24 protein-coding genes are annotated in these 26,109 nt (G+C 66.3%); 15 read left to right on the top strand and 9 right to left on the bottom strand.

What is annotated here, in order from left to right:
• Positions 1 to 91 precede the first annotated feature (91 nt).
• Entirely contained in the window at positions 92 to 973 is an 882-nt protein-coding gene (locus FHS74_RS28855; RefSeq protein ID WP_184807722.1) for a protein-methionine-sulfoxide reductase heme-binding subunit MsrQ, read from the bottom strand.
• Positions 974 to 1,226: 253 nt separating this feature from the next.
• Here FHS74_RS28855 and FHS74_RS28850 point away from each other — a divergent pair, with 253 nt between their 5' ends.
• The 4 genes from FHS74_RS28850 to FHS74_RS31245 all read left to right on the top strand — a co-directional run bounded on the left by FHS74_RS28850 (position 1,227) and on the right by FHS74_RS31245 (position 5,835).
• Positions 1,227 to 1,685 (top strand): spore coat protein U domain-containing protein, encoded by a 459-nt coding sequence (locus FHS74_RS28850; protein ID WP_184807721.1) that lies wholly within the window; start codon positions 1,227 to 1,229, stop codon positions 1,683 to 1,685.
• A 276-nt stretch (positions 1,686 to 1,961) separates the two neighbouring features.
• On the top strand, positions 1,962 to 3,476 hold the full coding sequence (locus FHS74_RS28845; RefSeq protein WP_184807720.1) for a DUF4153 domain-containing protein: 1,515 nt from the start codon (positions 1,962 to 1,964) through the stop codon (positions 3,474 to 3,476).
• Positions 3,476 to 4,201 carry a response regulator transcription factor gene (locus FHS74_RS28840; protein WP_246463450.1) on the top strand — a complete coding sequence of 242 codons (726 nt, stop codon included), beginning with the start codon at positions 3,476 to 3,478 and terminating at the stop codon, positions 4,199 to 4,201. The genes FHS74_RS28845 and FHS74_RS28840 overlap by 1 nt, the downstream gene beginning before the upstream one ends.
• On the top strand, positions 4,198 to 5,835 hold the full coding sequence (locus FHS74_RS31245; RefSeq protein ID WP_211106615.1) for an ATP-binding protein: 1,638 nt from the start codon (positions 4,198 to 4,200) through the stop codon (positions 5,833 to 5,835). Before FHS74_RS28840 ends, FHS74_RS31245 begins: the two co-directional genes overlap by 4 nt.
• Before the next feature lie 7 nt (positions 5,836 to 5,842).
• On the opposite strand, the gene FHS74_RS28830 is transcribed toward FHS74_RS31245, so the two are convergent.
• The 4 genes from FHS74_RS28830 to FHS74_RS28815 form a co-directional block, all read right to left on the bottom strand.
• Positions 5,843 to 7,063, bottom strand: a complete 1,221-nt coding sequence (locus FHS74_RS28830) for a YbfB/YjiJ family MFS transporter (protein WP_184807719.1) — start codon at positions 7,061 to 7,063, stop codon at positions 5,843 to 5,845.
• A gap of 41 nt (positions 7,064 to 7,104) precedes the next feature.
• A complete protein-coding gene (locus FHS74_RS28825; protein WP_184807718.1) occupies positions 7,105 to 7,812 on the bottom strand; it encodes a glutathione binding-like protein in 708 nt (235 codons plus the stop codon).
• Between the two features lie 32 nt (positions 7,813 to 7,844).
• Complete coding sequence (locus FHS74_RS28820) at positions 7,845 to 8,426, bottom strand: TetR/AcrR family transcriptional regulator (RefSeq protein ID WP_184807717.1); 582 nt, start codon at positions 8,424 to 8,426, stop codon at positions 7,845 to 7,847.
• Positions 8,427 to 8,585: 159 nt separating this feature from the next.
• The gene (locus FHS74_RS28815; RefSeq protein ID WP_211106614.1) at positions 8,586 to 9,830 is read right to left on the bottom strand and encodes a dipeptidase; all 1,245 of its coding nucleotides are present in this window, start codon (positions 9,828 to 9,830) and stop codon (positions 8,586 to 8,588) included.
• A 214-nt stretch (positions 9,831 to 10,044) separates the two neighbouring features.
• Between FHS74_RS28815 and FHS74_RS28810 the strand changes: the two genes are divergently transcribed.
• Complete coding sequence (locus FHS74_RS28810) at positions 10,045 to 11,754, top strand: saccharopine dehydrogenase family protein (protein ID WP_184807716.1); 1,710 nt, start codon at positions 10,045 to 10,047, stop codon at positions 11,752 to 11,754.
• On the opposite strand, the gene FHS74_RS28805 is transcribed toward FHS74_RS28810, so the two are convergent.
• Positions 11,755 to 12,606 (bottom strand): LysR substrate-binding domain-containing protein, encoded by an 852-nt coding sequence (locus FHS74_RS28805; RefSeq protein ID WP_184807715.1) that lies wholly within the window; start codon positions 12,604 to 12,606, stop codon positions 11,755 to 11,757.
• A gap of 137 nt (positions 12,607 to 12,743) precedes the next feature.
• Here FHS74_RS28805 and FHS74_RS28800 point away from each other — a divergent pair, with 137 nt between their 5' ends.
• From FHS74_RS28800 to FHS74_RS31070, 9 genes are all read left to right on the top strand, one after another.
• Entirely contained in the window at positions 12,744 to 13,805 is a 1,062-nt protein-coding gene (locus FHS74_RS28800) for a bile acid:sodium symporter family protein (RefSeq protein WP_425491388.1), read from the top strand.
• Between the two features lie 183 nt (positions 13,806 to 13,988).
• Positions 13,989 to 14,210, top strand: coding sequence for a hypothetical protein (locus FHS74_RS28795; protein ID WP_184807714.1), 222 nt, complete (start codon positions 13,989 to 13,991; stop codon positions 14,208 to 14,210).
• Positions 14,211 to 14,251: 41 nt separating this feature from the next.
• On the top strand, positions 14,252 to 15,790 hold the full coding sequence (locus FHS74_RS28790) for a hypothetical protein (protein WP_184807713.1): 1,539 nt from the start codon (positions 14,252 to 14,254) through the stop codon (positions 15,788 to 15,790).
• Complete coding sequence (locus tag FHS74_RS28785) at positions 15,775 to 16,575, top strand: GNAT family N-acetyltransferase (protein ID WP_184807712.1); 801 nt, start codon at positions 15,775 to 15,777, stop codon at positions 16,573 to 16,575. Before FHS74_RS28790 ends, FHS74_RS28785 begins: the two co-directional genes overlap by 16 nt.
• Before the next feature lie 591 nt (positions 16,576 to 17,166).
• Positions 17,167 to 18,120 (top strand): sulfotransferase family protein, encoded by a 954-nt coding sequence (locus FHS74_RS28780; protein WP_184807711.1) that lies wholly within the window; start codon positions 17,167 to 17,169, stop codon positions 18,118 to 18,120.
• Positions 18,110 to 18,979, top strand: a complete 870-nt coding sequence (locus FHS74_RS28775; protein WP_184807710.1) for a phosphotransferase — start codon at positions 18,110 to 18,112, stop codon at positions 18,977 to 18,979. The genes FHS74_RS28780 and FHS74_RS28775 overlap by 11 nt, the downstream gene beginning before the upstream one ends.
• A gap of 91 nt (positions 18,980 to 19,070) precedes the next feature.
• Positions 19,071 to 19,898, top strand: coding sequence for a transketolase (locus tag FHS74_RS28770; protein WP_184807709.1), 828 nt, complete (start codon positions 19,071 to 19,073; stop codon positions 19,896 to 19,898).
• Positions 19,895 to 20,827, top strand: coding sequence for a transketolase family protein (locus FHS74_RS28765; RefSeq protein ID WP_184807708.1), 933 nt, complete (start codon positions 19,895 to 19,897; stop codon positions 20,825 to 20,827). Before FHS74_RS28770 ends, FHS74_RS28765 begins: the two co-directional genes overlap by 4 nt.
• 120 nt (positions 20,828 to 20,947) lie before the next feature.
• Positions 20,948 to 21,190, top strand: a complete 243-nt coding sequence (locus FHS74_RS31070; RefSeq protein WP_211106613.1) for a hypothetical protein — start codon at positions 20,948 to 20,950, stop codon at positions 21,188 to 21,190.
• An 11-nt stretch (positions 21,191 to 21,201) separates the two neighbouring features.
• Here the strand turns inward: FHS74_RS31070 and FHS74_RS28755 are convergent, their stop codons facing one another.
• Positions 21,202 to 21,531 (bottom strand): hypothetical protein, encoded by a 330-nt coding sequence (locus tag FHS74_RS28755; protein ID WP_184807707.1) that lies wholly within the window; start codon positions 21,529 to 21,531, stop codon positions 21,202 to 21,204.
• Positions 21,532 to 21,724: 193 nt separating this feature from the next.
• Between FHS74_RS28755 and FHS74_RS28750 the strand changes: the two genes are divergently transcribed.
• Positions 21,725 to 22,672: an NAD-dependent epimerase/dehydratase family protein gene (locus FHS74_RS28750; RefSeq protein WP_184807706.1), complete on the top strand. Its 948-nt coding sequence runs from the start codon at positions 21,725 to 21,727 to the stop codon at positions 22,670 to 22,672.
• A 114-nt stretch (positions 22,673 to 22,786) separates the two neighbouring features.
• On the opposite strand, the gene FHS74_RS28745 is transcribed toward FHS74_RS28750, so the two are convergent.
• Complete coding sequence (locus tag FHS74_RS28745; RefSeq protein ID WP_184807705.1) at positions 22,787 to 23,818, bottom strand: adenosine deaminase; 1,032 nt, start codon at positions 23,816 to 23,818, stop codon at positions 22,787 to 22,789.
• A gap of 44 nt (positions 23,819 to 23,862) precedes the next feature.
• Complete coding sequence (locus FHS74_RS28740) at positions 23,863 to 26,103, bottom strand: TonB-dependent receptor (protein WP_184807704.1); 2,241 nt, start codon at positions 26,101 to 26,103, stop codon at positions 23,863 to 23,865.
• Between the last annotated feature and the right edge of the window lie 6 nt (positions 26,104 to 26,109).

Here is a 26,109-nt window from a genome sequence, read left to right as displayed (position 1 = left end):
ATATGACTTGCCCATGATCCACCTCCGACAAAGGGGAATCACATTCGACCTTCAATGGGAATCCTCTGATTCCGACTTCTGGTGCGATGCTCTAGGCGCGCGCCCGGACAAGTTGGCGCGCCCGTTGCCGGGCGTCACCCACCACCGCCGCCAAGGTCAGCCCCAGCCCGCCCGCCAGCACGTACCAGGCGGGACGGATGCCCACATCCAGGTCGAAGCTGAGGTTGGCCTCAAGCACCAGGTCGGGCGGCAAGTGGCGCACCGCCCAGAAACCCACGGCCTCCGCCCCCGCCGTGGCCAGCGCCACCAGGACGCTGAACCCCAGCAGCGGCGGAACGGCCCGCGCCTGCCCGTCCGGCAAGACGCGATTGAGCGCGCGGTATCCCAACAACCAGGTGAGCCATCCGGCCATCAGCGTCGGCTCCGTCACGTCGGCCTTGGCCTGCAGGAAGAAGTGGACCACAGCCAGGATGGCGATGGGATAGGCCAGGGCGTGCAGCCGGCGCCAGCGCGGCCCGCCCAGACGCCGGATCATGCCGTCGGTGGAGGTGACCCCCAGCGCCACCAGGCCCAGCAGCGCCACGAAGCCGATGGTGAGATAGATCCGGCGCGCGATCTCGGACGCGATGTGAACCAGATCAAGCGACTGGTCGACGGCATAGCCCGCGAGATGCACGACGGCATAAAGGCAGGCCGCCACGCCGATGCGCCGCCGCACCGTCATCAACGCCGGCCAACGGGCGATGCGCGCCAGCGGGGTCACCAGCAGCGACAGCAGCAGAAAGCGGAAGGCCCACAGACCCACCTGATGGATGAAGGCGCTGTAAGGCCGGGGCCCCAACTGGCCCAGAAAGGCGTCAGCGGCGATCAGCAGGATGGGCAGGCACAGGCCCACTAGGACCACGGTCAGCAGCCAGGAGAAGCGGCTGGCCCGGTCCCGCCACAAGCGCCAGTTCGCAGGCCGCCCCGTCATGCCCGCCCCCGATGGGGGGAAACCCCAATGCATTGCGCAATACTATTTGCAAAACTGCTATCCGCTCCGGTCGCCGGCCTCATTGCGTATTGCACTGCTTTCGCCTCTTCAACGGGATAGGGGTACGTGCCCCTACCTGATTAATCCCTTATTTACCGTACTGAGTGCGGCCATGCGCCGCATCTGGCCCGATGTTTGCGTAATACGGTCCCAAACGGGCTCCGAAGCCCCAGGAACCGAAGGACGCCTTCCCATGACCCGCCTCTTGTCAGCCCTGCTTGTGGGCTGGCTGGCGCTGACCGCCATCGCGCCGGCCCGCGCCGCCAGCCTCAACCGGACCATCGCGCTGAAAGCCAGTGTGGCCACCGCCTGCACGGTGGCCGTCACCGATCTGGGCGTGGCCCTGGATGTGGTGGCGGGGGAGACCGCGCGCCAGGTGGGCAGCGTGGTTGAGAACTGCAACGACGGCAAGGGCTACAGCATCAGCGTCTCCTCCGCCAACAGCGGCAAATTGAAGTCCGGAAAGGACACCGTCAGCTTCACCACGCTGTACGACGGCACCACCGGCAACGCCAGCGGCGCCGTCGCCGTCACCCGGGCCAAGGCCACCTTCGCCAAAACCGCCGCCCTGGCCGTCACCATTCCGGCCAACGCCAAGACCATCGCCGGCAGCTATAGCGACACGCTGACCGTCACCATCAAGGCGAAGTGACCCCGGAACGGCGTCGCGCAAGGCCAAGGAAGGCAGCGGTGGCCCTTCTGCATAAAATCTGCACGAAATCCCGGGAATATCTGCGGAGGTGCGCCCCCAGGGCTGCACGGGAGGGCGGCATAACGGCGGCATGACACCCGCCAGCCCCCACCCCCTGACCACCCCCAAGCCGCTACCCGATCGCGTCCTGCGTGACGGCTGGTGGCTGGTGGCGCCCCAGCGCGCGGCGGGGCCGGCCGTCATCCTGCCTTTCCAGCCCCGGAAGCCTCCGCCCAGATGACCGACATCCCCAGCATCGCGACCGCCAGCCCCCAACCTGGCGGTGACGCCCCCTCCTTGCCCGCTCCCAACGCGTGGGCCGAGATCGCTCTGGCTGGCCTGGCCACCCTGGCCACAGCCCTGTTCTACGGCACGCCCTGGGGCATTGCGCTGCCCGCCTTCCTGGCGCTGGTGTGCGGCGGCGCCCTGGCGCTGAACCCACCGGTGGCGGGCGGAGACGCACGACTGGGAGGGATCGCCACGCTGGCCGCCGTGCTGATCCTGCTGGCCGACGCCGTCACGCCGCTGTCGCTGTTGCTGGCCATCCCCGCCGTGGCCGCCAGCTTACTCGCCCTGACCTGTCGTTGGCTGCCCGACTTGGCGGACAGGGTCCGCGCGGTGGGCGCCATGCTGGTGCGGGGGCCGCAGCTGCTGCTGCGCGACGGCCGGGCGGCCTTCGCCTGGTGGTCGGCCCACGGCGGGCGCCAAGCGGCGGTGAGCGGCATTGGCCGCTGGATCCTACCGCTGGGGCTGGGCCTCATCTTCTGCCTGTTGTTCACGGCGGCCAACCCGGTGCTGCGCGGGTGGCTGGACCAACTGCCGGTCGGTGATGTTGATGCAGGCCGCGTCGTTTTCTGGATGATGGCGCTGGCCTTGCTGTGGCCCTTCCTCCGCATCCCGGCCCCCGCTGGCAACCGGGCACCCAAGCCCATCTCACCCGACGACTGGCGGCAGGACCCGCTGTTGGGTCTGCTGCTCTCCCCCGCCGCCATCGTGCGGGCCCTGATCCTGTTCAACGCCCTGTTCGCCTTACAATCGGCACTGGACGTCTATTATCTCTGGACCGGCCACGCCCTGCCGCCGGGCATCACCCACGCCACCTACGCCCACCAAGGGGCCTATCCCCTGATTCTGACGGCCCTGCTGGCCGCCCTGTTTGTGCTGGTGGCGCTGGAGCGGCGACCGGTGCCCAGGGCTGTACATGGCCTGATCATCGCCTGGATCGCGCAGAACATTTTGCTGGTGCTATCGGCCATGCTGCGGCTGGCCACCTATGTCGAGGCGTATTCTCTGACCCTATTGCGCTTGGCAGCCTTCATCTGGATGGGACTGGTGGCGGCGGGCTTGGTCCTGATCCTGGCGCGGATGGCGCTGGGCCGGCCCAATCGCTGGCTGGTGGGGGCCAACCTGTGCAGTCTGGTTCTGACCCTCTACGTCGTGGGCTGGGTCAACGTGCCCGCGCTGATCGCCGAATATAACGTCAGCCACTGCCTTGAGATGGCGGGCGGCGGCCCGGCCCTGGATTGGGAGTATCTGGGGCGCCTGGGACCCCAAACCATCCCGGCGCTGGACCGCTACACCGCCTTGCCGGCAAACGACGACCTAGCGGGCGCGGCCGAGTTGCGCCGAGAATTGGCCCAACGCTTCCTGTCCACCCACACCGACTGGCGGAGCTGGACCCTGCGCGACCAGCGCCTGAAGGACTATCTGGCGGCGCATCCCGATGGTATCGATCATGGGGGCCAACCTTGATGGGCATCATGCACCGCATCCTTGTCGTCGACGATGATCCGCATATCCGCGACGTCCTCTGCTTCGCGCTGGAAAAGGCGGGCATGGCGGCGGATTGGGCCGGCAACGGCGTGGACGCGCTGGACATGGCCACGCGCAGCCCGCCCAGCCTGGTGGTGCTGGACGTGGGCATGCCGGAAATGGACGGGCTGGAGGTCTGCCGCCGCCTGCGCCGCACCTCGGACGTGCCCATCCTGTTCCTGTCCGCCCGGGATGAGGAGATCGACCGGGTGCTGGGGTTGGAGATGGGTGGCGACGATTACGTCACCAAGCCCTTCAGCCCGCGCGAGCTGGTGGCCCGGGTCACCGTCATCCTGCGCCGCGCCCGTGGCCCCGCCCCGCCGGTGGCGGCACCGCAAGAAGAGGCGCCGCCGCTCGTCCGGGGCGCCCTGGTGCTGGACAGCGCCGGGCATCGCGCCACGGTGGGGGACCGCGACCTGGGCCTGACGGCACGGGAATTCATGATGCTGAAGACCCTGGCCGCCCGGCCGGCCATCGTCTTCAGCCGCAACCAGCTGATGGACGCGGCCTACCCCGACAATATCCACGTCTCCGACCGGACCATAGACAGCCATGTCCGCAACATCCGGGCGAAGTTCCAGGCGGCGGGCTGCGAGGACGTGGTGGAGACGGTGCACGGCGTGGGTTTCCGCTTGGGACCTTGCACCGTCGGAAACCGGTCGTGACCCCCCCTTGGGTCCGGGCCAAGTGGCGCCCGTCGCTGGGCATGATCGTGGTGGCCGTCCTGCTGGCGGTGGCGGCCCTGCCATTGGCGGGTTTGTTCTTTTTCCGCCTGTATGAGAACCAGCTGGTCCGCCAGACGGAAGCGGAGCTGATCGCCCAGGCCAGCGTGCTGGCCGCCGCCTACGCCGAAGCGGTGGAGCGGCTGGACCCGCCGCCCGCCCTGCCCCCCACACCGGTGGCGCTCGCCGATCCGGACGAGCGTTTCCACCCCATCGAGCCGGCGCTGGACCTGACGGGCGACGATGTGCTGGGCGCCCGGCCGGCGGCGGTGCCGGCCAACACCGCCGTCGACCCGGCCTTGCAGTCCATCGGGGTCCAGGTCTACGCCCTGGCGCGCCGGACACAGGACCAGATGCTGTCCGGCGTGCGCGTGCTGGATTTCAACGGCACCATCCTGGCGGGGGCGGAGGAGGTGGGCCTGTCGCTGGCGGCGGTGCCGGAGGTGGCGGACGCCCTGGCCGGCCACTATCACGCCGCGCTGCGCATCCGCCGGTCCCAGCATGAGCCGCCGCCGCTCTATTCCATGAGCCGGGGAACAGGCGTGCGTGTCTTCGTCGCCCTGCCCGTGATCGTCCACACGGGGGGCCATACCGGGACGCATACCGGGGCCCACGGCGCGGATGGCGACCGGGTGGCGGGTGTCATCTACGCCTCGCGCACGCCCAACAACATCTTCCGCCACCTGTATGGGGAGCGGCGCAAGGTGGCGCTGGCCGGCGGCGGCATCCTGGCCGTCATCCTGATCATCGCCTTCGTCTTCTCCCGCACCATCACCCGCCCCATCCACCAGCTGGTGCGCCAGACGCGGGAGCTGGGCACGGGAGCGCTGGCCGAGGGGCCGGCGGACGCCCCCCATTACGGCACCCGGGAAATCGCCCTGCTGTCGCAGAGCTTCCATGACATGGCCCAACGCCTGTCCGACCGCTCCCGCTACATCACCACCTTCGCCGCCCATGTCAGCCACGAGCTGAAATCCCCCCTGACCGGCATCCAGGGGGCGGCCGAGCTGCTGCACGACGATTTGGAAAGCGAAAACGGTGGCATGGACGCGGACCAGCGCCGCCGCTTCCTGGGCAACATCCTGGCCGACACCCGCCGCCTGACGGCGCTGGTACAACGCCTGCGCGACCTGGCCCAGGCCGACAACCCCGTGCGGGGCGGCGATACCAGGCTGTCCACCGTCTGGCCGGACCTGGCGGCGCGGTTCCCGGCCCTGGCGCTGGACATTGGCGGAGAGGACGCGGCGGTCGCCATGTCGGCGGAAAACGTCCTGATCCTGTTCGGCCACCTGGCCGACAACGCCGGCCGGCATGGCGCCACGACGCTGACCATCACCGTGGCGCCGCGCGACTGGGCGGTGACCGTTACCGTGGCCGACAATGGCCAGGGCATCTCCGCCCCCAACCGCGGACGGGTGTTCGATGCCTTCTTCACCACCCGGCGGGACAGCGGCGGCACCGGCATGGGCCTGCACATCGTGCAATCCCTGCTCCGCTCCCATGGCGGCGACATCCAGCTGACAGCGGAGCAAGGCGGAAGCGGGGCGATGTTCGAGATCACCCTGCCCCGCGGTTAGCCGGCCATCACTTCCGCCCGCCCAGGGCCGCCGCCGTGTCCGCGATCAGCGCCACCACCAGGGCGCCGGCGCCACAGAGGAAGATCAGGCCGTAGTTCTGGCCGGAATGGGTGAACAGGTAGGAATAGCCATAGCCGGCCAACGCCTGGAACAGGGCGAAAGCGGTGGTGGCGCGGCTCCACGCCGCCTGCTGCAGCTTGTGGCTATGGGGCAGCAGCTCGCGGATGCGGCCCAGCACCAGGGGCACGACGCCGGGCGTGAACATGCCCAGGACGATGGTGGCGACGGCGATGGCCGCGGGGTGGGCACTGACGGCCAACAGGGCGACGGCGGCGGCCTGCAAAGCCAGCGACAGCCGATAGGCCCAGCCGGCGCCGATACGGTCGGCCACGGGGCCGCAGACCAGGGGGCCGGCGATGGCGGACAGGCCATACAGCACCCAGTAGAGCGCGCCCATGTCCGCCCCCCGGCCAAGGCCCCGGGCGACATAGTCGACCAGCAGCACCATGGCCGGCACCAGGCCCAGGGCGTTCAGCGCGTATTCGGCGTAGAGCACGCGCAGCAGGCCACCGGTGCGCCCACCCTCCGCCTCGCCCGGGGCGGCGACCGGCGCCGGCAGGTCCTTGGGCGGCCAGCCGGACCAGCTGATGGCGGTCAACGCCAGGGACAGGAGGCCGAGGCCGGCCCAGGTCTGCACCAGGCCCAGGCGCAGCAGCGCCGGGACCAGCGTACCTGACGCGGCAATGCCCAGGCCCAGGCCCACGAAGATGATGCCGCTGACCATGCCGCGCCGGGCGGGCGGGATGTGGGGCAGGATGGATGTCGCCACCAGCACCATGATGGCCCCGCCCGACACGCCGGAGAGGAAGCGCCAGACGAAGAACCAGGCGACCGACAGCGGGAAGGCGCAGGCGAAGAAGGCGGCGGTGGCCGCCAGCATCATCAGCCGCAAGGACCAGCGGCTGCCCAAGGCGCCCGCCAGGGGCCGGCCCAGCAACGCGCCGGCCAGGTAACCGGCGAAGTTGGCCGCCCCCAGGGTCACCACATCACTGGCGGCGAACCAATGGGCGCCGATCAATGAGGGGATCAGGGGCGTGTAGGCGAAGCGGGCCAGGCCGATGGCGACCAGGCTGCCGCTGAGGCCGGCGACCGCCGCCATCCACGAGGCGGCGGACAAGCCGGGGGCGTTCCGGTGGACGGTGGCGTCCCCGGTGGAGGTTGTGGACATGGGATGAACTGCCTTTGCCGCGGCCGGTCTCGGGCGCGGCCTTATTTGATGGCGGGTGCGTTGGCGGAGGTCTGGCCGAACAGGATCTTCCTGCCCTCCTCCGTCACCGTCGGGCGGCTGCGCAGGGGTTCCCCCTTGGCATAGGCGCGGACGGTGGCGGGGCGGGCGGCCACGGCCTCGAACCAGCGCTTCAGGTCGGGGAAGTCGTCCAGGTTCTGCCGCTGGCGCTGCCACGGCACGATCCAGGGGTATATGGCCATGTCGGCGATGGAATAGTCGTCCCCGGCCACAAAGGCGCGGCCGGCCAGGCGCCGGTTCAGCACGCCGTACAGCCGGTTGGTCTCATTGACGTAGCGGGTCATGGCGTAGGGGATTTTCTCCGGCGCGTACTGCACGAAGTGGTGGTTCTGACCGGCCATGGGCCCCAGACCGCCCATCTGCCAGAACAGCCATTCGGTCACGGTCTTGCGGCCCCGCACATCGGCCGGGATGAAGCGGCCGGTCTTTTCCGCCAGGTACAGCAGGATGGCGCCGCTCTCGAACACGGTGATGGGCTCGCCCCCATCCGCCGGTGCCGTATCGATGATGGCGGGCATGCGGTTGTTCGGGGAGAAGGCCAGGAAGTCCGGCTTGAACTGGTCACCGGCGCTGATGTCTACCGGGTGGATGGTGTAGTCCAGCCCCGCCTCTTCCAGGAACAGGGTGATCTTGTGGCCGTTCGGGGTGGGCCAGTAATAAAGCTCGATCATCGGGGCACCTTCGGGATTTCGGGTCGAGGGGATCAAGGGGTCAACAGGGCCAGCACCGGGCGGGCCATGCCCTCCAGCTGGTCGCGGTCGGCGTGCAGACGGGCCATGACGCGGATGCCCAGCACCACCCCCAGGAACAGGCGGGCCAGGTCTTCGGCCGACTGGGCGGTGGATATCGTGCCGTCCGCCTGCCCGGCCTGGACGTGGCGCTGAAAGAAGGCGCGGATCTGCTCCATGCCGCCGGCCACCTTGTCCCGGATTTCCGGGTCCTGGGCCGTCACGTCCAGGGCGGCGTTGATCAGCATGCAGCCACGGCGCTGCGGATCGGCCAGGGAACGCTCCACCACGTCGGCCACGAAACCCGCCACTGCTTCACGCGGGGGCAGCGGATCCAGGCGGGCGATGCGTTGACGCAGCGTCTCTACCAGATACTGGTCCAGCGCCTTGAGGAACAGGCCGCGCTTGTCACCGAAGGCATTGTAGAAACTGGCGGTGGTCAGGCCCATGCGGGCCGCGAGGTCACGGGTGCCGGCCGCCCCATAGCCCTGGGCCCAGAACCCATCGATGGCGGCGCTGAGCGCCACCCCTTCATCAAACGCGCGCGGCCGCGCCATGGCGGAGCCCTCCTCAGGACAGGCGAACCGCCGCGCCAAGCACGTCGGTTCTGTATCGATCGCTCCAATTAAATTAGAGCACTCGATACAGAACGCAAGAGGCATGACATGGAATTCCGCGCGCCATGGCGTGGATGATGGGGGAAGCGACAGCGCCCCTCACGCCCCCCACACATCGCGCGCGAAGCGCAAGACGTTGCCGCCCAGGATCTTGTCGATGCGCGCGGCCTTATGCCCGCGCTTGGCCAGCAGGTCGGCCAGGCGGGCGAACTGGCCGGGGCCGCGCAGGTCGACGACGAAGGGGTAGGTGTCCTCCCCCTCGCCCGTGGCGCTGATGCCGGCGGCGCGGCGGGCCTGGATTTCCTTGCGCAGCACGGCGCGGTAGCGGTCCAGGTCATCGATACCGGTGACCTCGCCATCCGTGCCGATGGCCACGTGGTCCTCACCGCAGACGTCCAAGGCGTGTTCGATATGCCGCACCACGTCATCGGCCTTGGCATGGCCGTCCGGCACCAGGAAAGGCATGAAGTAGATGCCGACCACACCGCCGCCCTGGGCCACGCCGCGCAGTTCGGCGTCGGTCTTGTTGCGCGGCAGGTCGCACAGGGCGCGACAGCCGGTATGGCTGATGGTGATCGGGCCCTTGGCCACGGCCAGCGCGTCCAGGCAGGTCTTCTCTCCGCTGTGCGACAGGTCGACCATCACGCGGGCGGCCTGCAGCCGCTCCACCGCCTGGCGGCCGAAATCGGTCAGGCCGGTGTTGGCAGCCCCCGCTTTATCGGCCATGGACCCGGCGCCCAACGGGTTGGCGGGGTTGTAGGTCAGCTGGATGATGCGCACGCCGAGGTCGGCGAACAGGTCCACCCGGTCCAGGTCGCCGCCCAGCTGCACCGCGTTCTGGAAGCCATAGATGACGCCCAGCTGCCCCTGGGCCTGCGCCGCCGTGATGTCGGCGGCGGTGTACACCTTGCGCAGCGCCTGCCGATGCTCCCGGATCAGGCGGTCCCAGCGGCCGATGTCGCGCACCGTGAACTCGAACGGGTCCATGGGGCCGGAGACATAGCCCAGGGTCAGGTTCACAGCGGTCAGCCCGGCCTTGCGCACGTCGGCCAACGCGCGGGCGTCCACCTTGGCCTGGGGCAGGTCGGGCAGCTTTGCGGCCGCCGACTGGGGGTCCAGCTGGGCCTCCACCTCCAAATTGGGGTTGGAGAAGCCGCCCAGGAAATTGATGAGGGGCGCACGCATCGGGGTCTCCGTACCAGGCTGGCCGGCAGGGGCGTCAGGGGCCGCCGTGGCGGCGGCGTCAGGCGTGCGACTGCGCGCCCGTACCGGGCCCGCGGCCAGGCCGCCGCCGAGGGTGGCCGCGGCACCCGCCAGCACCGCGCGGCGATCGATCATCATCATTGCCTGATGTTCCCCTTATCGGTGCCCGCCCTGCCAACCGGGACACCAGCGTCACGATTACGGAAACGCCGGTGAAAAGGAAGACCGGCAGGGTCCGCCGCCCCCCTGCCTGCGGACCTTGGTGCCCCGCCGGTTTGTCTTCCCGGCCAGACTATGCCTTGATGAAGGCGCGTATCAGCGGCGCTGGCGGTGGCGCCGAAGGGGGAGTGCACGGATGTCCAAACCGGGCTTGCGGGCCCTGATCATCGGCGGCTATGGCACCTTCGGAGGCCGAATCGCCACCCTGCTGGCGGATGAGCCTGGCCTCACCCTGGTCATCGCCGGCCGGTCGGCGGCCAAGGCGGCGACCTTCTGCGCTAAGCTGGCACGCCAGGGTGGGGCCACCGCCCTCGTGCCCCTGCCGTTTGACCGGAATGGCGACTTGGGCGCCCAACTGGCCGCCACAGCGCCGGATGTGGTGATCGACGCCACCGGCCCCTTCCAGACCTATGGCGCGGCCCCCTACCGCGTCGTCCAGGCCTGCCTGGATTTGGGCCTGCCCTACCTCGACCTGGCGGACGGCGCCGACTTCGTCACCGGCATCGCCGGCTTCGACGCGGTGGCCCGGGCCCGGGGCGTGCCGGTGCTGTCCGGTGTCAGCAGCTTTCCCGTACTGACGGCGGCGGTCGTGCGCGACCTGACCCCAGGCTGGAGGGCGGTGACGGACATCGTCGCCGGCGTGGCGCCGTCACCCCATGCCGTGGTGGGCGCCAACGTGCTGCGCGCCATCGCCAGCTATGCCGGCAAGCCCGTGCCCTTGGTGCGCGACGGCCGGCCGGCAACGGGCCAGGCGATGACGGAGGTGCGACGATACACCATCGCTCCGCCCGGGGTCCTGCCTTTGCGCAACACCCGCTTCGCCCTGGTGGAGGTGCCGGACTTGCGGGTGCTGCCGCCCCTGTGGCCCGGCCTGCGCGCCATCTGGGTGGGGGCCGGCACCCGGCCGGAAAGCGTCCACTGGGTGATGACGGCCCTGGCCTGGCTGGTGCGCCTCAGGCTGCTGCCCAGCCTGTCGCCCCTGGCCCCCCTGTTTCACTGGGGTGCCGGCGTGCTCCGCTGGGGTGAGCATCGCGGCGGCATGTTTGTCGAGGTCTCGGGCCGCGACGCCCAGGGCAAGGCCATCACCCGGTCCTGGCACATGGTGGCGGAGGGCGACGACGGCCCGTACATCCCCGCGATGCCGGCCGCGGCCCTGGTGCGCCGCTGGCTGGCGGGATCGCCCCCCACCCCCGGCGCCCGCGCCGCCGTCAGCGAACTGGACCTCGCGGACTACCAGCCCCTGTTCGCCCCACGCGCCATCCGCGCTGGTGTACGCGACACGGTGGAACCGGGAGAGCCTCTCTTCGCCCGGGTGATGGGCGATGCTTGGGGCCGGCAGCCCGCCGCCTGGCGGGCCGCGCACAGTGTGCCGGCCGATCAGCCGCTGGTCCTGGCCGGCCGCGCGACCGTCACGCGGGGCCGCAGCCTGGGGGCCCGGTTGGCCGCCCTGGTGGTTGGCTTTCCGGCCGGCGGCACGGACGTGCCTGTCACCGTCACCATGACGGGCCAGCGCGATACGGAACGGTGGGTGCGCGACTTCGCCGGCCACCGCTTCCATAGCCAACTCCATCCCGGCCGGGGCCGTAGCGCCCATCTGATGGTGGAACGGTTCGGCCCCGCGGCCTTCGCCCAAGCCCTGGTGACGGAGGGCGCCGCGGTGCGCCTGGTCTTGCTTCGCTGGACCCTGTTCGGCCTGCCCTTGCCCCTGTGGCTGGCACCCCGCAGTGACGCGGTTGAAACGGTAGAATCCACCCCCGATGGTGATCGCTTCCGCTTCGACGTCCGCATCAGCCATCCGCTGGCGGGGCTGATCGTGCATTACCGGGGGTGGTTGCGGCCCGCCTGATCACCCAGCCCCCTGCAAGCGCACCGCGCTATCCATGATGGCCTGCGCCAGGGCCGCCGCCGGGCCACGGCCACCGGCGCCAGGGCCCGCCAGGACGAACTCCACGTCGGCCAGGGGCGGCAGGTGGGACACCTCCACCATACCGCTGGGCAGCATGGCGCGGGGCTGGACGGTGACACCCAGGCCCGCAAGCGCGGCGGCGCGCAGGCCGCTGAGGCTGCCGCTGACGCAGGCGATGCGCCAGGGGCGGCCATGGCGTTCCAGGGTTTCCAGGGCGACCGAGCGGCTGATGCTGGGTGGGGTGAACAGCACGAGGGGCACGGGCTTGGCGGGATCCAGCGCGTCGCCCTCGCGCCCCGCCCATACGAAGCGGTCGCGCCACAGCGGGCGGCCCAGGGTGTCGCCCGGGCGGCGCTTGGCCAGCACCAGATCCAGCTCGCCCGCGTCCAGCTTCTGGTAGAGGAAGCCGCTGAGCCCCACCGTCAGTTCCAGGTCCACCGCCGGGTGGCGGCGGACGAAGGCGGCCAGCACGTCGGACAGGTGGGAGATGACAAAGTCCTCACCGGCACCCAGCCGCACCCGGCCGCGCAGGTCGGCGCCGGCGAAGTGCTGCCGCGCCCGTTCCTCCAAATCCAGCATGCCGCGGGCGAATTCCACCAGCGCCTCGCCATCCGCCGTCAGGCGCACGGTATGGGTGTCGCGCACGAACAGGCGGCGGCCCACCGCCTCCTCCAGCCGGCCGATCTGCTGGCTGACGGTGGACTGGCGCAGGCCCAGGCGGCGCCCGGCCTCGGTGAAGCCCTGGGCCCGCGCCACCTCCATGAAGGTGCGCAGCAGCGTCGTATCCAGCATTCTTAATTCCTTCCGACGATGCGATCATTCATAAATATGATCACAGTAACAATTGTAAGCAGTCTTCAAGATGGGCCGTCCAGCGCTTTATGATGCGTCATCTTGACCGCCTGCATTCCCGCCCAAGGTTGTTGATCATGTCAGCCCCCGCCGTGACCGCCCCAAAACAGCCCACCACCGGCCAGCCCGCCCCCCCTTCCGGCCTCACCCTGTGGCTGGCGCGATTGAAGCCCGACACCTTCACCCTGTTGCTGGTGGGCACGGTGGCCCTGGCGTCCGTGCTGCCGGCCAAGGGCGCCATGATCGGCGTCGCCAACGGGGCGACGGACGCCGCCGTCTTCCTGCTGTTCTTCCTCTATGGCGCCCGGCTGTCGCGCGAGGCGGTGATCGGCGGATTGACCCAGTGGCGGCTGCACCTGCTGGTCACCTCATGCACCTTCGTGCTGTTCCCGCTGGTGGGCCTGGCGCTGAAGCCGCTGGTGAATTTGGGCGTGCTGACGCCGGACCTGTACCTGGGCGTGCTGTTCCTCTGCACCCTGCCCTCCACCGTCCAGTCGTCCATCGCCTTCACCTCCATCGCCGGCGGCAACGTGGCGGCGGCCATCTGCAGCGCGTCGGCCAGCAACCTGTTGGGCATGGTGCTGACGCCCCTGCTGGTGGGCCTGCTGTTGGCCAAGGCCGGCGCCGGCTTTTCCGCCGACGCCCTGACCTCCGTCTTCGTGCAGCTGCTGCTGCCCTTCATGCTGGGCCAACTGTTACGGTCGCGCATCGGCGCCTGGGTAGCGCGCAACAAGAAGGTGCTGGGCCCGGTGGACCGCGCCAGCATCCTGCTGGTGGTCTACGGCGCCTTCAGCCACGCGGTGAACGAGGGCATCTGGCATCAGCTAGACGCCGTCAGCCTGCTGAAGGTGGTGCTTGTCAATATCGGGCTGCTGGCCCTGATCCTGACCATCACCACGGTCGTCAGCCGCCGCCTGCACCTGTCGCGGGCCGATGAGATCGCCGTGGTCTTCTGCGGGTCGAAGAAAAGCCTGGTCAGCGGCATCCCCATGGCCAACGTGCTGTTCGCCGGCCACACCATCGGCATGATCGTCCTGCCGCTGATGCTGTTCCACCAGATCCAGCTGATGGTCTGCGCCGTCCTGGCCCGGCGTTACGCCAGCGCCAACCCGACGGCGCATGGGGAGGACGCCGATTGACGTCCGGCCGCGCGCGAGAAGCAGACCGCCCTTGGCCAGTCGAGGGTCACGGAGCCATTCAGCCTTGGCATTAAAGTTCATTTCCGAATGGCAATGATGAAGATTGCAACCGTTATTGGTATTCGCCCCCCGCCCCGATCTGAGGTATGACAGGGGTAAGGCTCCCCCGCGTGTTTTGGAATCATGGGCGACATCCTTATAGAACCCGCCCAGAACGCGCCTTCCGGCGCGAGGCAGCATCCCACGCTGGCCCCCAGTCCATTCAACAAGCCCCGCATGGTGGATAACGAGCTTCGCTATGTCGCCGACGCCGTGGCCAATCCCCATACCAGCGGCAACAGGCCGTTCACCCATCGGGGCGAAGCCTTGCCGCAGCGGCGCGTGGCCGAGGCGGGCGCCCCGTGATGGGCGGCGCCATCCGCGGTCTTCGCCGAAGGGTTCAGGGCGTGGACACCCTCGTCCTGGGCGTCGCCCTGGTGGCAACCATGGTGCCCAGGCTGTGGGTGATCGGCCAGCCCCCAGCGATTGACGAGGGCATATACGCCTACTATGCGCAGTTGGTCCATCGCGGCCTGTCAGCGGGAAACGGACTGCCGACGGAAATGCCGCTGATGCTGTATTCCGTGCTGGGCTCCTGGGTATTCGCCGTCAAGGCCAACCCGTTCATCCTGCTGCGCCTCATGGATATGGCGGTGGCGGCGGTCATGGCCTGGCTGTTTTGCCGGGCGATGCGGGTTGAAAGCGACAGCCGCCTGGCCAGCGCCGCCATCGCCGGCCCCATCCTGTGGGTGATGAACCAACCCCTGTTCATTGACTCAGGCTTCCGCAATCCCATCGTCTGCGCCTCCGTGCCGCTGCTGCTCGCGTGGATGAGCGTCCAGTCGCCGCCATTGTCACGGCAAGCGCGACGATGGGCGCTGTCAGGGGCGCTGGTCGCCTGCGCCGTCCTCTTGCGGGAGCCATTCGCGCCCTACGCCTTGCTGGGTGGCGTGGCGGCCCTGTGGACACGCCGGTGGCTGAATTTCCTGGCCTTCACGCTGGGCGGCGGGGTGGCGACAGCCCTGGTGCTGGGCATCCTCGCGCTGATCCGCGGCGGCCTGGCCGGCCTGATGAAGGCGTACCTCGACATTAGCGTCCTCTATGGCGACCTCGGCTATTTCGACTGGGCGCTTTTCTGGGACAGTGGTCTGCGATCGGCAAAAGTCGCTTTTCCCATCATCCTCATGGGCCTCATCAGTCTGGCGGCGGCGGTTCCCATCGCCTTGGGGCCGGGTCGCGCGCGCGCCCTGCCCCGTCTGTGCTTCTGGCTGGCCGTGGCCCTCATCCCATTGCTCGAACCCATGGTGAAAATCGGCTGGCCCTATCATTTCGCGAGCTGCCTTCCCGGCCTGGGCGGCGTGGCGGCGGTCACATGGCGGCAGGCCCGGGAAACGGGCCACTGGCGGAAGGTTCCCCATCCCCGCTTGGTGGTCGCACTGGCCCTGATCGCCGCGGTGGGATGGGATGCCCGACACCCCATCTGGCGATCAACGCCGACACTGGAAGCCGTGGCGTCGCGGGACTGGCCCGCCGGGATGGTACCAACGTCCAATTTCCTGCTGATGGCGCAAGCCATCCGCGCGGCGGCTCCCTCCCAGGGGACCCTGAGCGTCCCCTGGTTCCTGGAAGCCCTCTTCCCGCTGACGGGCCTGAGGGCGCCCACGTACCAGATGGCCAACCTGAACGCCCTGGTCGCGCGGGCCCACAATGACAAGGACAGGGTGCGGGCGATGCTGGCCGCGTGCACCCCGGACCTGCTCCTGATCAGCAGCGTGGGAACCATCGGCTTTCCCCAGTGGGCCATCCTGGCGGAAGCTGTTCACGATTCCGGCTTGTTTGAACCGGTGGTGGAGATTCCCGCTATACCCGAGAACGCCAATGGCAATATAAGCGGCACTCTTTACCGCCGGATTTCCCTTCAGGAGCGGACATGCGACAGCCTGTGATGGAACGGACATCGGGGCCCGGTTTGGAGTTGACCCATCATCTCAACCCTTGGGACCGCGCGACCTTCCAGGGCAACACGGCATCCATCACCACGGTCAGCATGACCGGGACGGATGGGGCGGCGCAAACCTTCGCCGCCTTCCGCGACTGGTGCCTGGAAAACAGGGTGCTGCTGGTCGATTGCCGGCTGCGGCATGACCAACTGGCCGAATGCGCCCTGCTCCAGGGGCTGGGGTTCCGCTTCATCGAATTGGCCTACCGACCGGCCGTCACCGATCTGGCGCGGTTCCCGCCCGATCCGGAGCTGACCATTTCACCCGCCACGGAGGCCGACCGCCCCATCGTCAGCGCCATTGTGGCCGGCTCGTTCCAGACCGGCAGGCTGCACGCGGATCCCCAGGTGGGGCCGGAGCTAGGCACACGCCGCTACGTCGCCTGGGCGGACAACGCGTTCAGCACCCCCGGACAGTCCGTGCTGGCATGCGGGCTGAACGGAAAGACCATCAGCTTCATGACCCTTGCTGAGCGGGGCCCGACACGGCGTCAGTGGAACCTGACCGCGCTACCCCCGGAGTTTCAAGGGCAGGGATTGGCAAAGCGGATGTGGAAAGCCATCCTGCACTATCATCATCAGGAGGGCGTGGAGGAGGTGACGACGGCCGTTTCCTCCCTCAACACCAAATCGTTCAACGTGCTGGCGGCTATCGGCTTCCGTTTCCCGGCACCGGAAATCAATATGCACTGGTGTCCGTTTGGCCCCTTAAACCAGGCTGATCGAGTTTAAGACCGACGGCGTTTCTTATACTAAGCGATAAAACACCGATCTGTCGACTTCAGCGAAAAAATATCTTTGCGCTGCCCACCCAATGTGGTTATTTAATCGATCGCGAAAGAGATTTTGATGCCGAATATTTTCAACATTAGAATTGTAAATATTATTGAAGAAAATATTATTTGATTCTTAGATGTCGGCACCAAAAATGCCGATTTTGGATATATTTTATATGCGTTATTTGTTTTGATGGCATCATACCAGATCTCCACTTCTCATTTTCACAGCTCTGAGGGTGAATATTACTGCGAAATTTTGCAATTTCCCGACGGCAACATTCCAGTAGATACAGCGGAATTCCAGTTAATCGGCCGCATGGTGACGGATTATTTACTCCAGTCGGAATATTGACATTGACATCGAGCGCGAGCGGATCAACTTGCCCCCCCCTCTCGGCGGCAAACCGGCGGGAGGAGCGAAGCGCAATCCTGACGATACCCATCATCGCTCTTGATGCTTTTCACCGCGGGCTTTATGTGACCATTGAAAACAAGGGGCCCGTCGGGCAGTCCGAGTTGAGCCCTTCTTGACGGAGCCAGCTTCATGAGCGAGTTCAATTTTGTAATGATTTCGGCAGGCTTTGAGCACGGTGGCAATGTTATGCACCGTCATCTCGACGGCCATTCCAAGCTGTTGGTGTACCCGTTTGAATCCCAACTCGGGAACCGGAACTTCAACGATTTCCTGTCTTCAGTGGAGCGGGTTCAGTACCGCTATCCCGAGTTCGCCGAAGGCCTGACGCCTGCCGAGCTTTATGAGCAGATCATCGATGAGGAAATGAAGACCTTCCTGCGCAAGCGCAACGGATCAAAGTTCAAGGACGCCAATCTTGAACTGGATGAGAAGGAGCGTATTGCCGATTTCGTCAAAATCATCGGTCAAGCGCCGCATTTCCGTCGCAACGTCATCGAGGCGTTTTTCCGGTCCACGTTTTCGTCCTGGAAGAACTATTACACGCCGCAACGCGAGGGCATGACGTATGTTGGCTATTCGCCGACCGTCGGCATCGACGCCGACCGGATCGTGCGGGATTTCCCGCAAGCCCGTATCGTGCACATCGTCCGCAATCCTTTTTCAGCTTACCGTGACACGAAGCGGCGGCCTTTCCCCCAAACGCTGACCCGGTACCTGATTACCTGGAACATCTATCATTCCACGGTGGAAATGTTCGCCAAGATGTATCCGGATAATGTCAGGATTTTCCGCTACGAGGATCTGGTTGGCGACAAGAAGGCCTTCATGAATGATGCCTCCACGTTCATCGGCGTCGATTTCGAGCCCAGCATGCTTTACCCGAGTTGGAATGGCGAGGAGATCAAGGACAATATCGCGCCCTGGGGTACGGTGTTGAAAAGCACGGCTGAGTACAACGAGGAGATCATCTCAGACCTGTCGGCGCAGGATAAAAGGCAGATCGCGGACGGCACGCGCGCCCTGGCCCGTCACTTCGGCTATCATAAGATTCCGTATCTGGCCGAGTATTACGGTGCTGACTAAGCTCCGCCATTTTTCGACGGACCGGCCTTTGGCTGGTCCGCCGGTCTTGGACTGGCCCTCCGTCGAGAGGCTGTTTGGCGACCGGTTGGGGGGGCGCCGCCCTGTCAACGGGGGCACCCTTGGCATCGGCTTCCTGGCCGAACTCGACGGCAATGACGTTTTTCTCAAGACCCATCTGACCTCGGACGGACGTCAGACACTCTGTCGGGAAGCCGCTTTTCTGCAGGCCGCCTATGGCGGCTCCTTTGCGGTTGACTACCGGGAGGCGGTTGACGAGCACTTTGGCAAACGTGGCTGGCTGGTCATGCCGGCGTTGCAGCCCCTTGCCATCACCCCGGCCCCCGATACCATTCACAGCATGGTGGAGATGTTTGGGCGGGTCCAGTGGAGCGTGACCGCGGCCCCGAATGATGATTTGGCCCTCTTGCTCAGGGAGGCATGGGCGGGACTTCAACGGCTGAATGACATGACGCTGGTCCAAAAGGACGTGGCGGCGGCTGTATTCAAGCGGCTCACTCTCCTGGAGGACCGTCTGAGTGATTTCCCAAGAATCGTTTGTCATGGGGATTTAGGCCCCAAAAACATCCTTTCCTGGAACGGCGCACCCATAGCCATCGATTGGGAAGACGCACTTTGGGGAATTGAGGGCTACGATTTCCTTTATTGGCTGACCTTCATGGACAATCAGCGTCATTGCAGCCGGTCCACGCTCGGACGATCTCCCTGGGGGATTGATGTCGAACTTTCTATATTGGTCTTGATCGTCCTTCTGAAGTGTTACTTATCCATTCTGACGGGCGATCACCATTTCCACAGAACCAGTATCAACCAACGCTTGACGGATATTATCAGTTTGTGATCAACCACCGCAGTGTGTTCCGATTGTTTATTCTCCACTGCAACGTCGCTACGGCAGGTCATAATATATTTATTCTGAACGGGGTTCCTGGATGTCGGTTGAAAATTTTCCGTCGGCGGCTATTGCCGGGCTAGCCAGAGAGGCCAAGCTCGAAGCGTTGCATATGGTGCACCGAACGCGGGCGTCCCATATCGGGAGTTGCTTTTCCGCCGCGGACATCCTTGCGTGCCTCTACGGCCACGTGTTGCGAATTCGCCCGGAAGAACCGGATTGGCCGGGTCGGGATCGCTTCATCCTAAGCAAGGGGCACGCGGCGGCCATTCTTTATGCCATCTTGGCGTTGAAAGGTTTCTTTCCTCGCGCCTGGCTGCAGGACTATTGCGGAAACGCGCAACCCTTGGGGGGGCACGCGACCGCGACGGGAGTGCCGGGTGTGGAGGTGTCCACTGGTTCTCTGGGGCATGGTTTGTCCATTGGCCTGGGAATGGCGATCGGGCTACGCGGGACCGACGGCGACCATCCCAAGGTTTACGTGATGCTGTCCGACGGGGAATGCGATGAGGGCAGCATCTGGGAAGCGGCCTTGTTGGCCGGTGCCCGCCGGGTCGACAACTTGGTCGCGATAGTGGATTACAACAAGATTCAAAGTTTCGGGCGCGTCGCGGACATCATGGATCTGGAACCCTTCGGGGCCAAATGGGCGGCGTTCGGTTGGCATGTGATCGAGGTCGATGGTCACGACCACGCGGCGGTTTGCACCGCCCTGGGGGAGGCGGGAAGCGTTGGCAAGCCCTCGGTCCTCATCGCCCACACGGTGAAAGGCAAGGGGGTCAGCTATATGGAGGACCAACTGCTTTGGCACTATCGCTCGCCCACGGCGGATGAGTTGCGGCAGGCCATCCAGGAGGTCAGCTCATGAGGACCGCTTTCCTCTCCCGGTTGGTCGAGTTGGCGGAGCAGGATGAACGGATCCATCTGCTGACGGGGGATCTGGGCTTTTCCGTGCTTGAGCCTTTCAGGGACCGTTTCCCCGACCGCTATATCAATGTCGGCGTGGCCGAACAGAACATGATCGGCGTCGCTGCGGGCCTGGCGCTGACGGGCAAGAAGGTTTTCACCTATTCCATCGTCAATTTCGCCGTGACCCGCCCCCTGGAACAGATCCGTGTGGATGTCTGCTACCATAACCTGGATGTCACGGTGGTGGCGGTCGGCGGCGGTGTTCCCTATGGGACGCAGGGCTATACCCATCATGGGTCGGAGGACGTGGCCTTCACCCGCGTTCTCCCCAACATGGCCGTGATGGTGCCTTGCGATTCTCATGAGGCGGCCTGGGCCACCACCCGCCTATACCAACGGCAAGGGCCGTCCTATCTGCGCCTGGGTCGGGGGGGGGAACCGACCATCCATGGCGCACCCCAGCCCGATGTCAGCGGCCCCGGCTGGTTTGAGTTTGGGGGCACGGGGCGCGTCGCCGTGCTGGCCAATGGCCCCATCCTCGGCGAATGTCTCAAGGCTGCGGCGACGCTGGCGACCCATGGCATTGGCGTGCGGGTTGTGTCCGTTCCGGCGGTCAGCCCATTGCCGGCGGAGCCGCTGCTGAGCCTCGCCCGTGCATGCGATCGCCTGGTGGTTGTGGAGGAACACAGCCGCATCGGCGGTTTGGGCAGCGCCGTCGCCGAAATCGTAAGCGAACATCCGGGCTTGCCGCCGGTGAAGCGCCTGGGTCTTGATAGCGCCAAGATCAAAATCATCGGGGACCAACGGTTCCTTTGGCAGGCGAACGGCATTGATGCGGCTGGCATCACGACCGCCGTCCTGTCTTGGGTGGCGGCGGCTCCGACCTAACAGGGAATAATGACCGCCGGCCATCCGGCCCGCGACGAGCCACAGTCTGGGGCGTTTAGGCGGGCAGTCGAGCTTAATCGTCACGGGGGGGGGGGGGCGGCGCGGCCGGGGAAGTAGGCAATGATCAGTCCGGATTTCTGGAGGGGCAAGAAGGTCCTGGTTACCGGCCACACTGGTTTCAAGGGGTCTTGGTTGTCTTTCTGGTTGCATCAGATGGGCGCGGACGTGGCCGGCTATTCCCTGGCGCCACCAACTGAGCCAGCCCTCTTCACTGAAGCCCGGCTGGACCAAATACCGGATCACCATAACGATTTTGTTATTTGTTTTGGCTGCAAAGGGTATGCGGTAAATGAATATTTCTAAAATTATTATCTTTATAATTCTGGCACCACCATCAATGCCGCCAAGAACCAATTGATCACGTATCGGAATACGGCGGAGCCGTGGTCCATCACGCTGGTCGATACCGGCGACAGCTCCATGACAGGCGGGCGCATGGCCGGATCAACAAATGCCTGGGTGACGACGATACCTTCTGTCTCACCTACGGCGGCAGCGTGGGTGACGTGGATGTCTCGGCGCTGTTGGCTTTCCATAAGGATCATGGCCGGGATGCGACGGTCACGGCGGTGCGGCCACCCAAGCGGCCCGGCATCATGACGCTTGACGGCGACACCGTCACGGCCTTCGAGGAAAAGCCGCACACCGAAGCGGGCTGGATCAATGGTGATTTCTTTGTGCAGTCGCGCAGGGTCATGGATCGCATTGAGGGCGTCTGGTCAAGGACGACCAGCTGCGCGCATTCCGGCACGAGGGTTGCCGGCAGCCGATGGATACCCTGCACGACAAACAGTATCTTGAGGGGCTGTGGAACGACGGCAAAGCGCCGTGGAGGGTATGGTGACATTGATCAACGGCACGGGACAGCGGCGCATCCTGCTGACGGGCGGGTCAGGTTTCGTCGGCGCCGCCGTGGCGCATCAGCTGGCCGCGACGGGGCGCACGGTCGCGCTGCTGCTGCGCGCCAATGGCGACCGGTCGCGATTGAAGAGCCTGCCAGCACCGCCCCTGATCATCGAAGGGGACCTGACGCAGCCCGGTTCCTGGGAGCGGAAGATTGCCGATTTCCGGCCCGATGCCGTGGCCCATCTGGCCTGGCGGGGGGTCAAGGGTAAGGACCGCGACAACCGGGAACAGTGCGACAATGTGACCGCCAGCCTGCGGCTGCACGATGCCGCCGTTGCGGCGGGCTGCCGTCGCTTTGTTGGCCTGGGGTCACAGGCGGAATACGGCCCGTGCTCCGCCAGGATCGATGAGTCGGTTCCCACCCGGCCGACGACGCTCTATGGCGCGTCCAAGCTATCCACCTACCTCATGCTGGACCGGCTGGCCGCCAAGGACGCGGTCTCCTTCGCATGGTTGCGCCTGTTCTCATCGTATGGGCCTGGGGACGACCCCAGCTGGTTGATCCCCTATATCACATCGGAGCTTCTGTCCGGCCGTCGCCCCAAGCTGACCGCGGCTGAGCAGATGTGGGACTACATCCATGTCGATGACGTGGCGGCGGGAGTGATCGCCCTGTGTGACAGCGACGCGACCGGCGTGTTCAACATCGGCTCAGGCAAGGCCGTTCCCTTGCGGGACATCATCAGCGCGGTGCGCGATTTGGTCGACCCCACCCTGCCTGTGGGCTTTGGCGAACTGCCCTATCGGCCGGATCAGGTGATGCATCTGGAAGCCGACATCACCGCATTGAGCGCGGCGACCGGCTGGCGTCCGAAAGTCCCTCTCGAAATCGGGCTGCGGTATACCGTCGAGTGGTATCGGGGTGTGCTGAGAGAGTAATGACCTGACAGTACCGGCCACACCGGCCCCCGCGGGGGCCGGTGTGGCCATGTCCCCTCTGGTGGGGTTTGATGGAGACGATGAGCCGCCAGATTCAAAACCCAGCTGCCTCCGTCAATCCCGATATGGTTCAATCTGTCGCAACCTTGCCAGGTGGGGCGCCTGGGCCGCGGCGTCCAGGAAGGACCCGGCGATGCTGTTGCGGGCCAACCGTGCCAGATGTCCCCGCTCCAGTCCCAGGGCTGCCGCCACCCGCACGTAATTGTCCAGCAGATAGCCGCCGAAATAGGCGGGATCGTCGGCATTGACCGTGGCCCTCAGGCCCAGATCCAGCATGCGGCGCAAGGGGTGCACCTCCAGGCTGGGCACGACGCAAAGCTTGAGGTTGGACAGCGGGCAGACCGTCAGCGTCGTACCCTGGTCCGCCAGGCGGCGGATCAGGTCCACATCCTCCAGCGCGCGGTTGCCATGGTCCAGCCGGTCAACGCCCAGGATATCCAGCGCCTGCCAGACATAGTCGGGCGGCCCCTCCTCGCCCGCGTGGGCCACCAGCTTCAACCCCCGCTCCCGTGACGCCTGGAACACGCGCGCGAACTTGGACGGGGGGTTGCCCACCTCCGACGAATCCAGCCCCACGCCTGTGATGCGGTCCAGATAAGGCTCCGCCGCCCTCAGCGTGGCGAAGGCGGCATCCTCATCCAGGTGGCGGAGAAAGCATAGAATGAGGTGGGAGGTGATGCCCAGTTCGTCCGACGCCGCCGCCATGCCGGCCAGCAGGCCGTCGGCCACGACCTGGAAGGGGATGCCCCGGTCAGTATGGGTTTGGGGGTCAAAGAAGATCTCGGCATGCACCCCACCATCGGCCGCCAGCCGTCGGAAATAGGCCAGCGCCAGGTCACGGAAATCATCCTCTGTGCACAGGACCTGGGCGCCCTGGTAATAGATGTCCAGGAAATCCTGCAGGTTGGTGAAGGCGTAGGCGGCCCGCACCTCCTCCACCGTCCGGAAGGGCAGCGCCACGCGGTTGCGGCGGGCGAACTCGAACATCTGCTCCGGTTCCAGGCTGCCTTCGATGTGCAGGTGCAGCTCGGCCTTGGGCAAGGACCGGATGAAATCGGCCGAGGGTGGGGCAAGAGTATTGGTCATTGTCGCTCCTGATCCCCGGGGCTGCCCCCGGGGATCGCTGGTCCTCAGAAATGGGTGGAAAGTTCGACACCATAGGTGCGCGGGTTGGTGAACACGCCGGCATAGCCGTTGACGTTCACGGCGCTGGTCAGGACGGAGGCGTCCGTGATGTTGCGTACCCAGGCCGCGACCTGAGTGCGGCCGAAGCGATAGCCCGCCCGGGCCCCGCCCTCCCAGTACCCCTGCCCCCGGAATTGCGGCTGGACGAAGCTGGTCAGTTGGAAATTCTCGTCGCCGCGGCAAGTCCAGTCGGTGCCCAGGAACAGTTCCCGCCCGCCCCCCAGTGGATAGGTGTAGTCGGCCGTCAGCGAGCCGGTCCATCGCGGAGCGAAGGGGAAAGGCTGGCCAGCGATATCCAGGGGGTGGCCGGGATTGCGAGGGTCGTCCACCTCCGTCGGGCCCTGGATTTCCGTCTTCACGAAGCCCAGGTTGGCACCCAGCAGCAGGCCGTCGGTCACCTGCAGCTTGGTTTCCAACTCGAAGCCGGTGCCGATGCCGCCCTTGGCGTTGATCAGGCGGATGATCTCCTGCCCCGCCGCCAGGGTGCTGTACGCGACCAGCTGCTGGTTGCGGTAGACGTAGTGGAAGACCGACAGGTCGGTACGCAACCGCCGGCCGAGGAAGTCGGCCTTCACCCCCGCCTCATACGACGTCACCGTTTCAGGGTTGGCCTTCTGCAAGGGATCGAACATCGCCTGCCCGGTGATCACGCCGGCGTGATAGCCCTCCGCTATGCGGGCAAAAAGGTTAGTCTGGTCGTCCAGGCGATAGGCCACGCTGCCGTCGTAGGTGACCTTGCCCCAGCGGCCGTCGGTGCTGGAGAACCGCGGCAGGAACCAAGGGCCGGGACCACGGCCCGCCACCCGGTAGAAGGGGTCGGTGGCGAAATTGGGAAAGGCGGCCAGATCCGTGGGCTTGGGCGTGAAGGAAGAGGAGTCCTGCCAGAAGTCCACCGCGTCGACGGTGTAGCGCAGGCCGGCCGTGAGGGTCAGGCGCTCGGTCGGGGAATAGTTGGCCTGGCCAAAGGCCGCGCCGCTGTGGCTGTGCTGCCTCGCCCGCTGATAGGCACCAAAGCCGGGCATGCCATCCGCCGTCTGGAAGCTGTTGTTGGCGGTGGTGTTCCAGTAGTTCAAATCCTCAGAGAAATAGTACAGGCCGCCCTGCCAGCCGAAGGGCCCGCCGGGGTTGGAGGCGAGACGCAGCTCCTGCGTCACCTGCGTCAGCCCGTCGACATCGGATGCGTTGACCAGCGCCGGCCGGGGGGAGCCGTCGACATCGCCGACGCTGAACATGCTGCCTGTCAGCCAGGCGGTGATCGAGGTCAGGGTAACGTCATCGAATTCATAGGCCGCGTTCAGGGTGACACCGCGCGTGGTCACCTTCTGCCGGTTGTTGTTATCGCTCTCCTCCGCGATGTCATACTTGTCGAAGGGCAGGACGCCGACGGTCGCATCGGTACCAGCACCGTGGAACAGCGTGGAGGTTCCATCCAGAGAGCGGCCGAAAGCCTGAACCAGGGCGGTGAACCGCTCGCCGGGCTTCCACTGTATCTGCACCCGGGCCGCCAGGTCGTCATATCCATCCAGCTTGTTCCCCGTGACCACATTGCGCACCCAGGGGTCGCGGTGCTGATACAGCACGGACGCCCGGGCTGAGAGGCCGTCGCCCAGGCTGCCACCCACCGCCGATTCCGCCGTGTAGCTGCTGAAGTTGCCATAGGTGACGTCGGCATACCCCTCGGTGGCGTCCGTGGGCTTGCGCGACACCAGATGAACGGCGCCCGCCGTGGTGTTCTTGCCCCACAGCGTGCCCTGCGGGCCGCGCAGCACCTCGACCCGCTCCAGGTCGAAAGCGGGCATGCCCTTCAGCACCGGGTTCTCCAACACGACGTCGTCATAGTAGAGCGCCACCGGCTGCGACGCGTTCAGGGTGAAGTCCTCGTTCCCCAGGCCCCGGATGTAGAAGCGGGGATAGACACGGCCGAAGGTGGACTCGGCGTTCAGATTGGCCACGCGCCCGGACAACACGCGGATATCATCACCCGAAACCGCCAAGCCGCGCATGTCGCCGCCGTTCACGACGCTGACGGACAGCGGCACCTGCTGCAGGTCCTCCGTTCGTTTCTGCGCCGTGACCACGATCTCCTCCAAGGCGGGCGGGCCGTCCGCCGTTTCCGCCGCCCGCGCGACCGCCGCCAATTCCCCCGTCGCCAGCGCCACCAGCGCCACCGCCGTCGTCACCCTCATGAGTCC

The organism is Nitrospirillum iridis, assembly GCF_014205765.1.
Lineage (GTDB): Bacteria > Pseudomonadota > Alphaproteobacteria > Azospirillales > Azospirillaceae > Nitrospirillum > Nitrospirillum iridis.
Note: the sequence above shows the minus strand (reverse complement) of the source record. Positions and strands in the feature narration are given on the sequence as shown.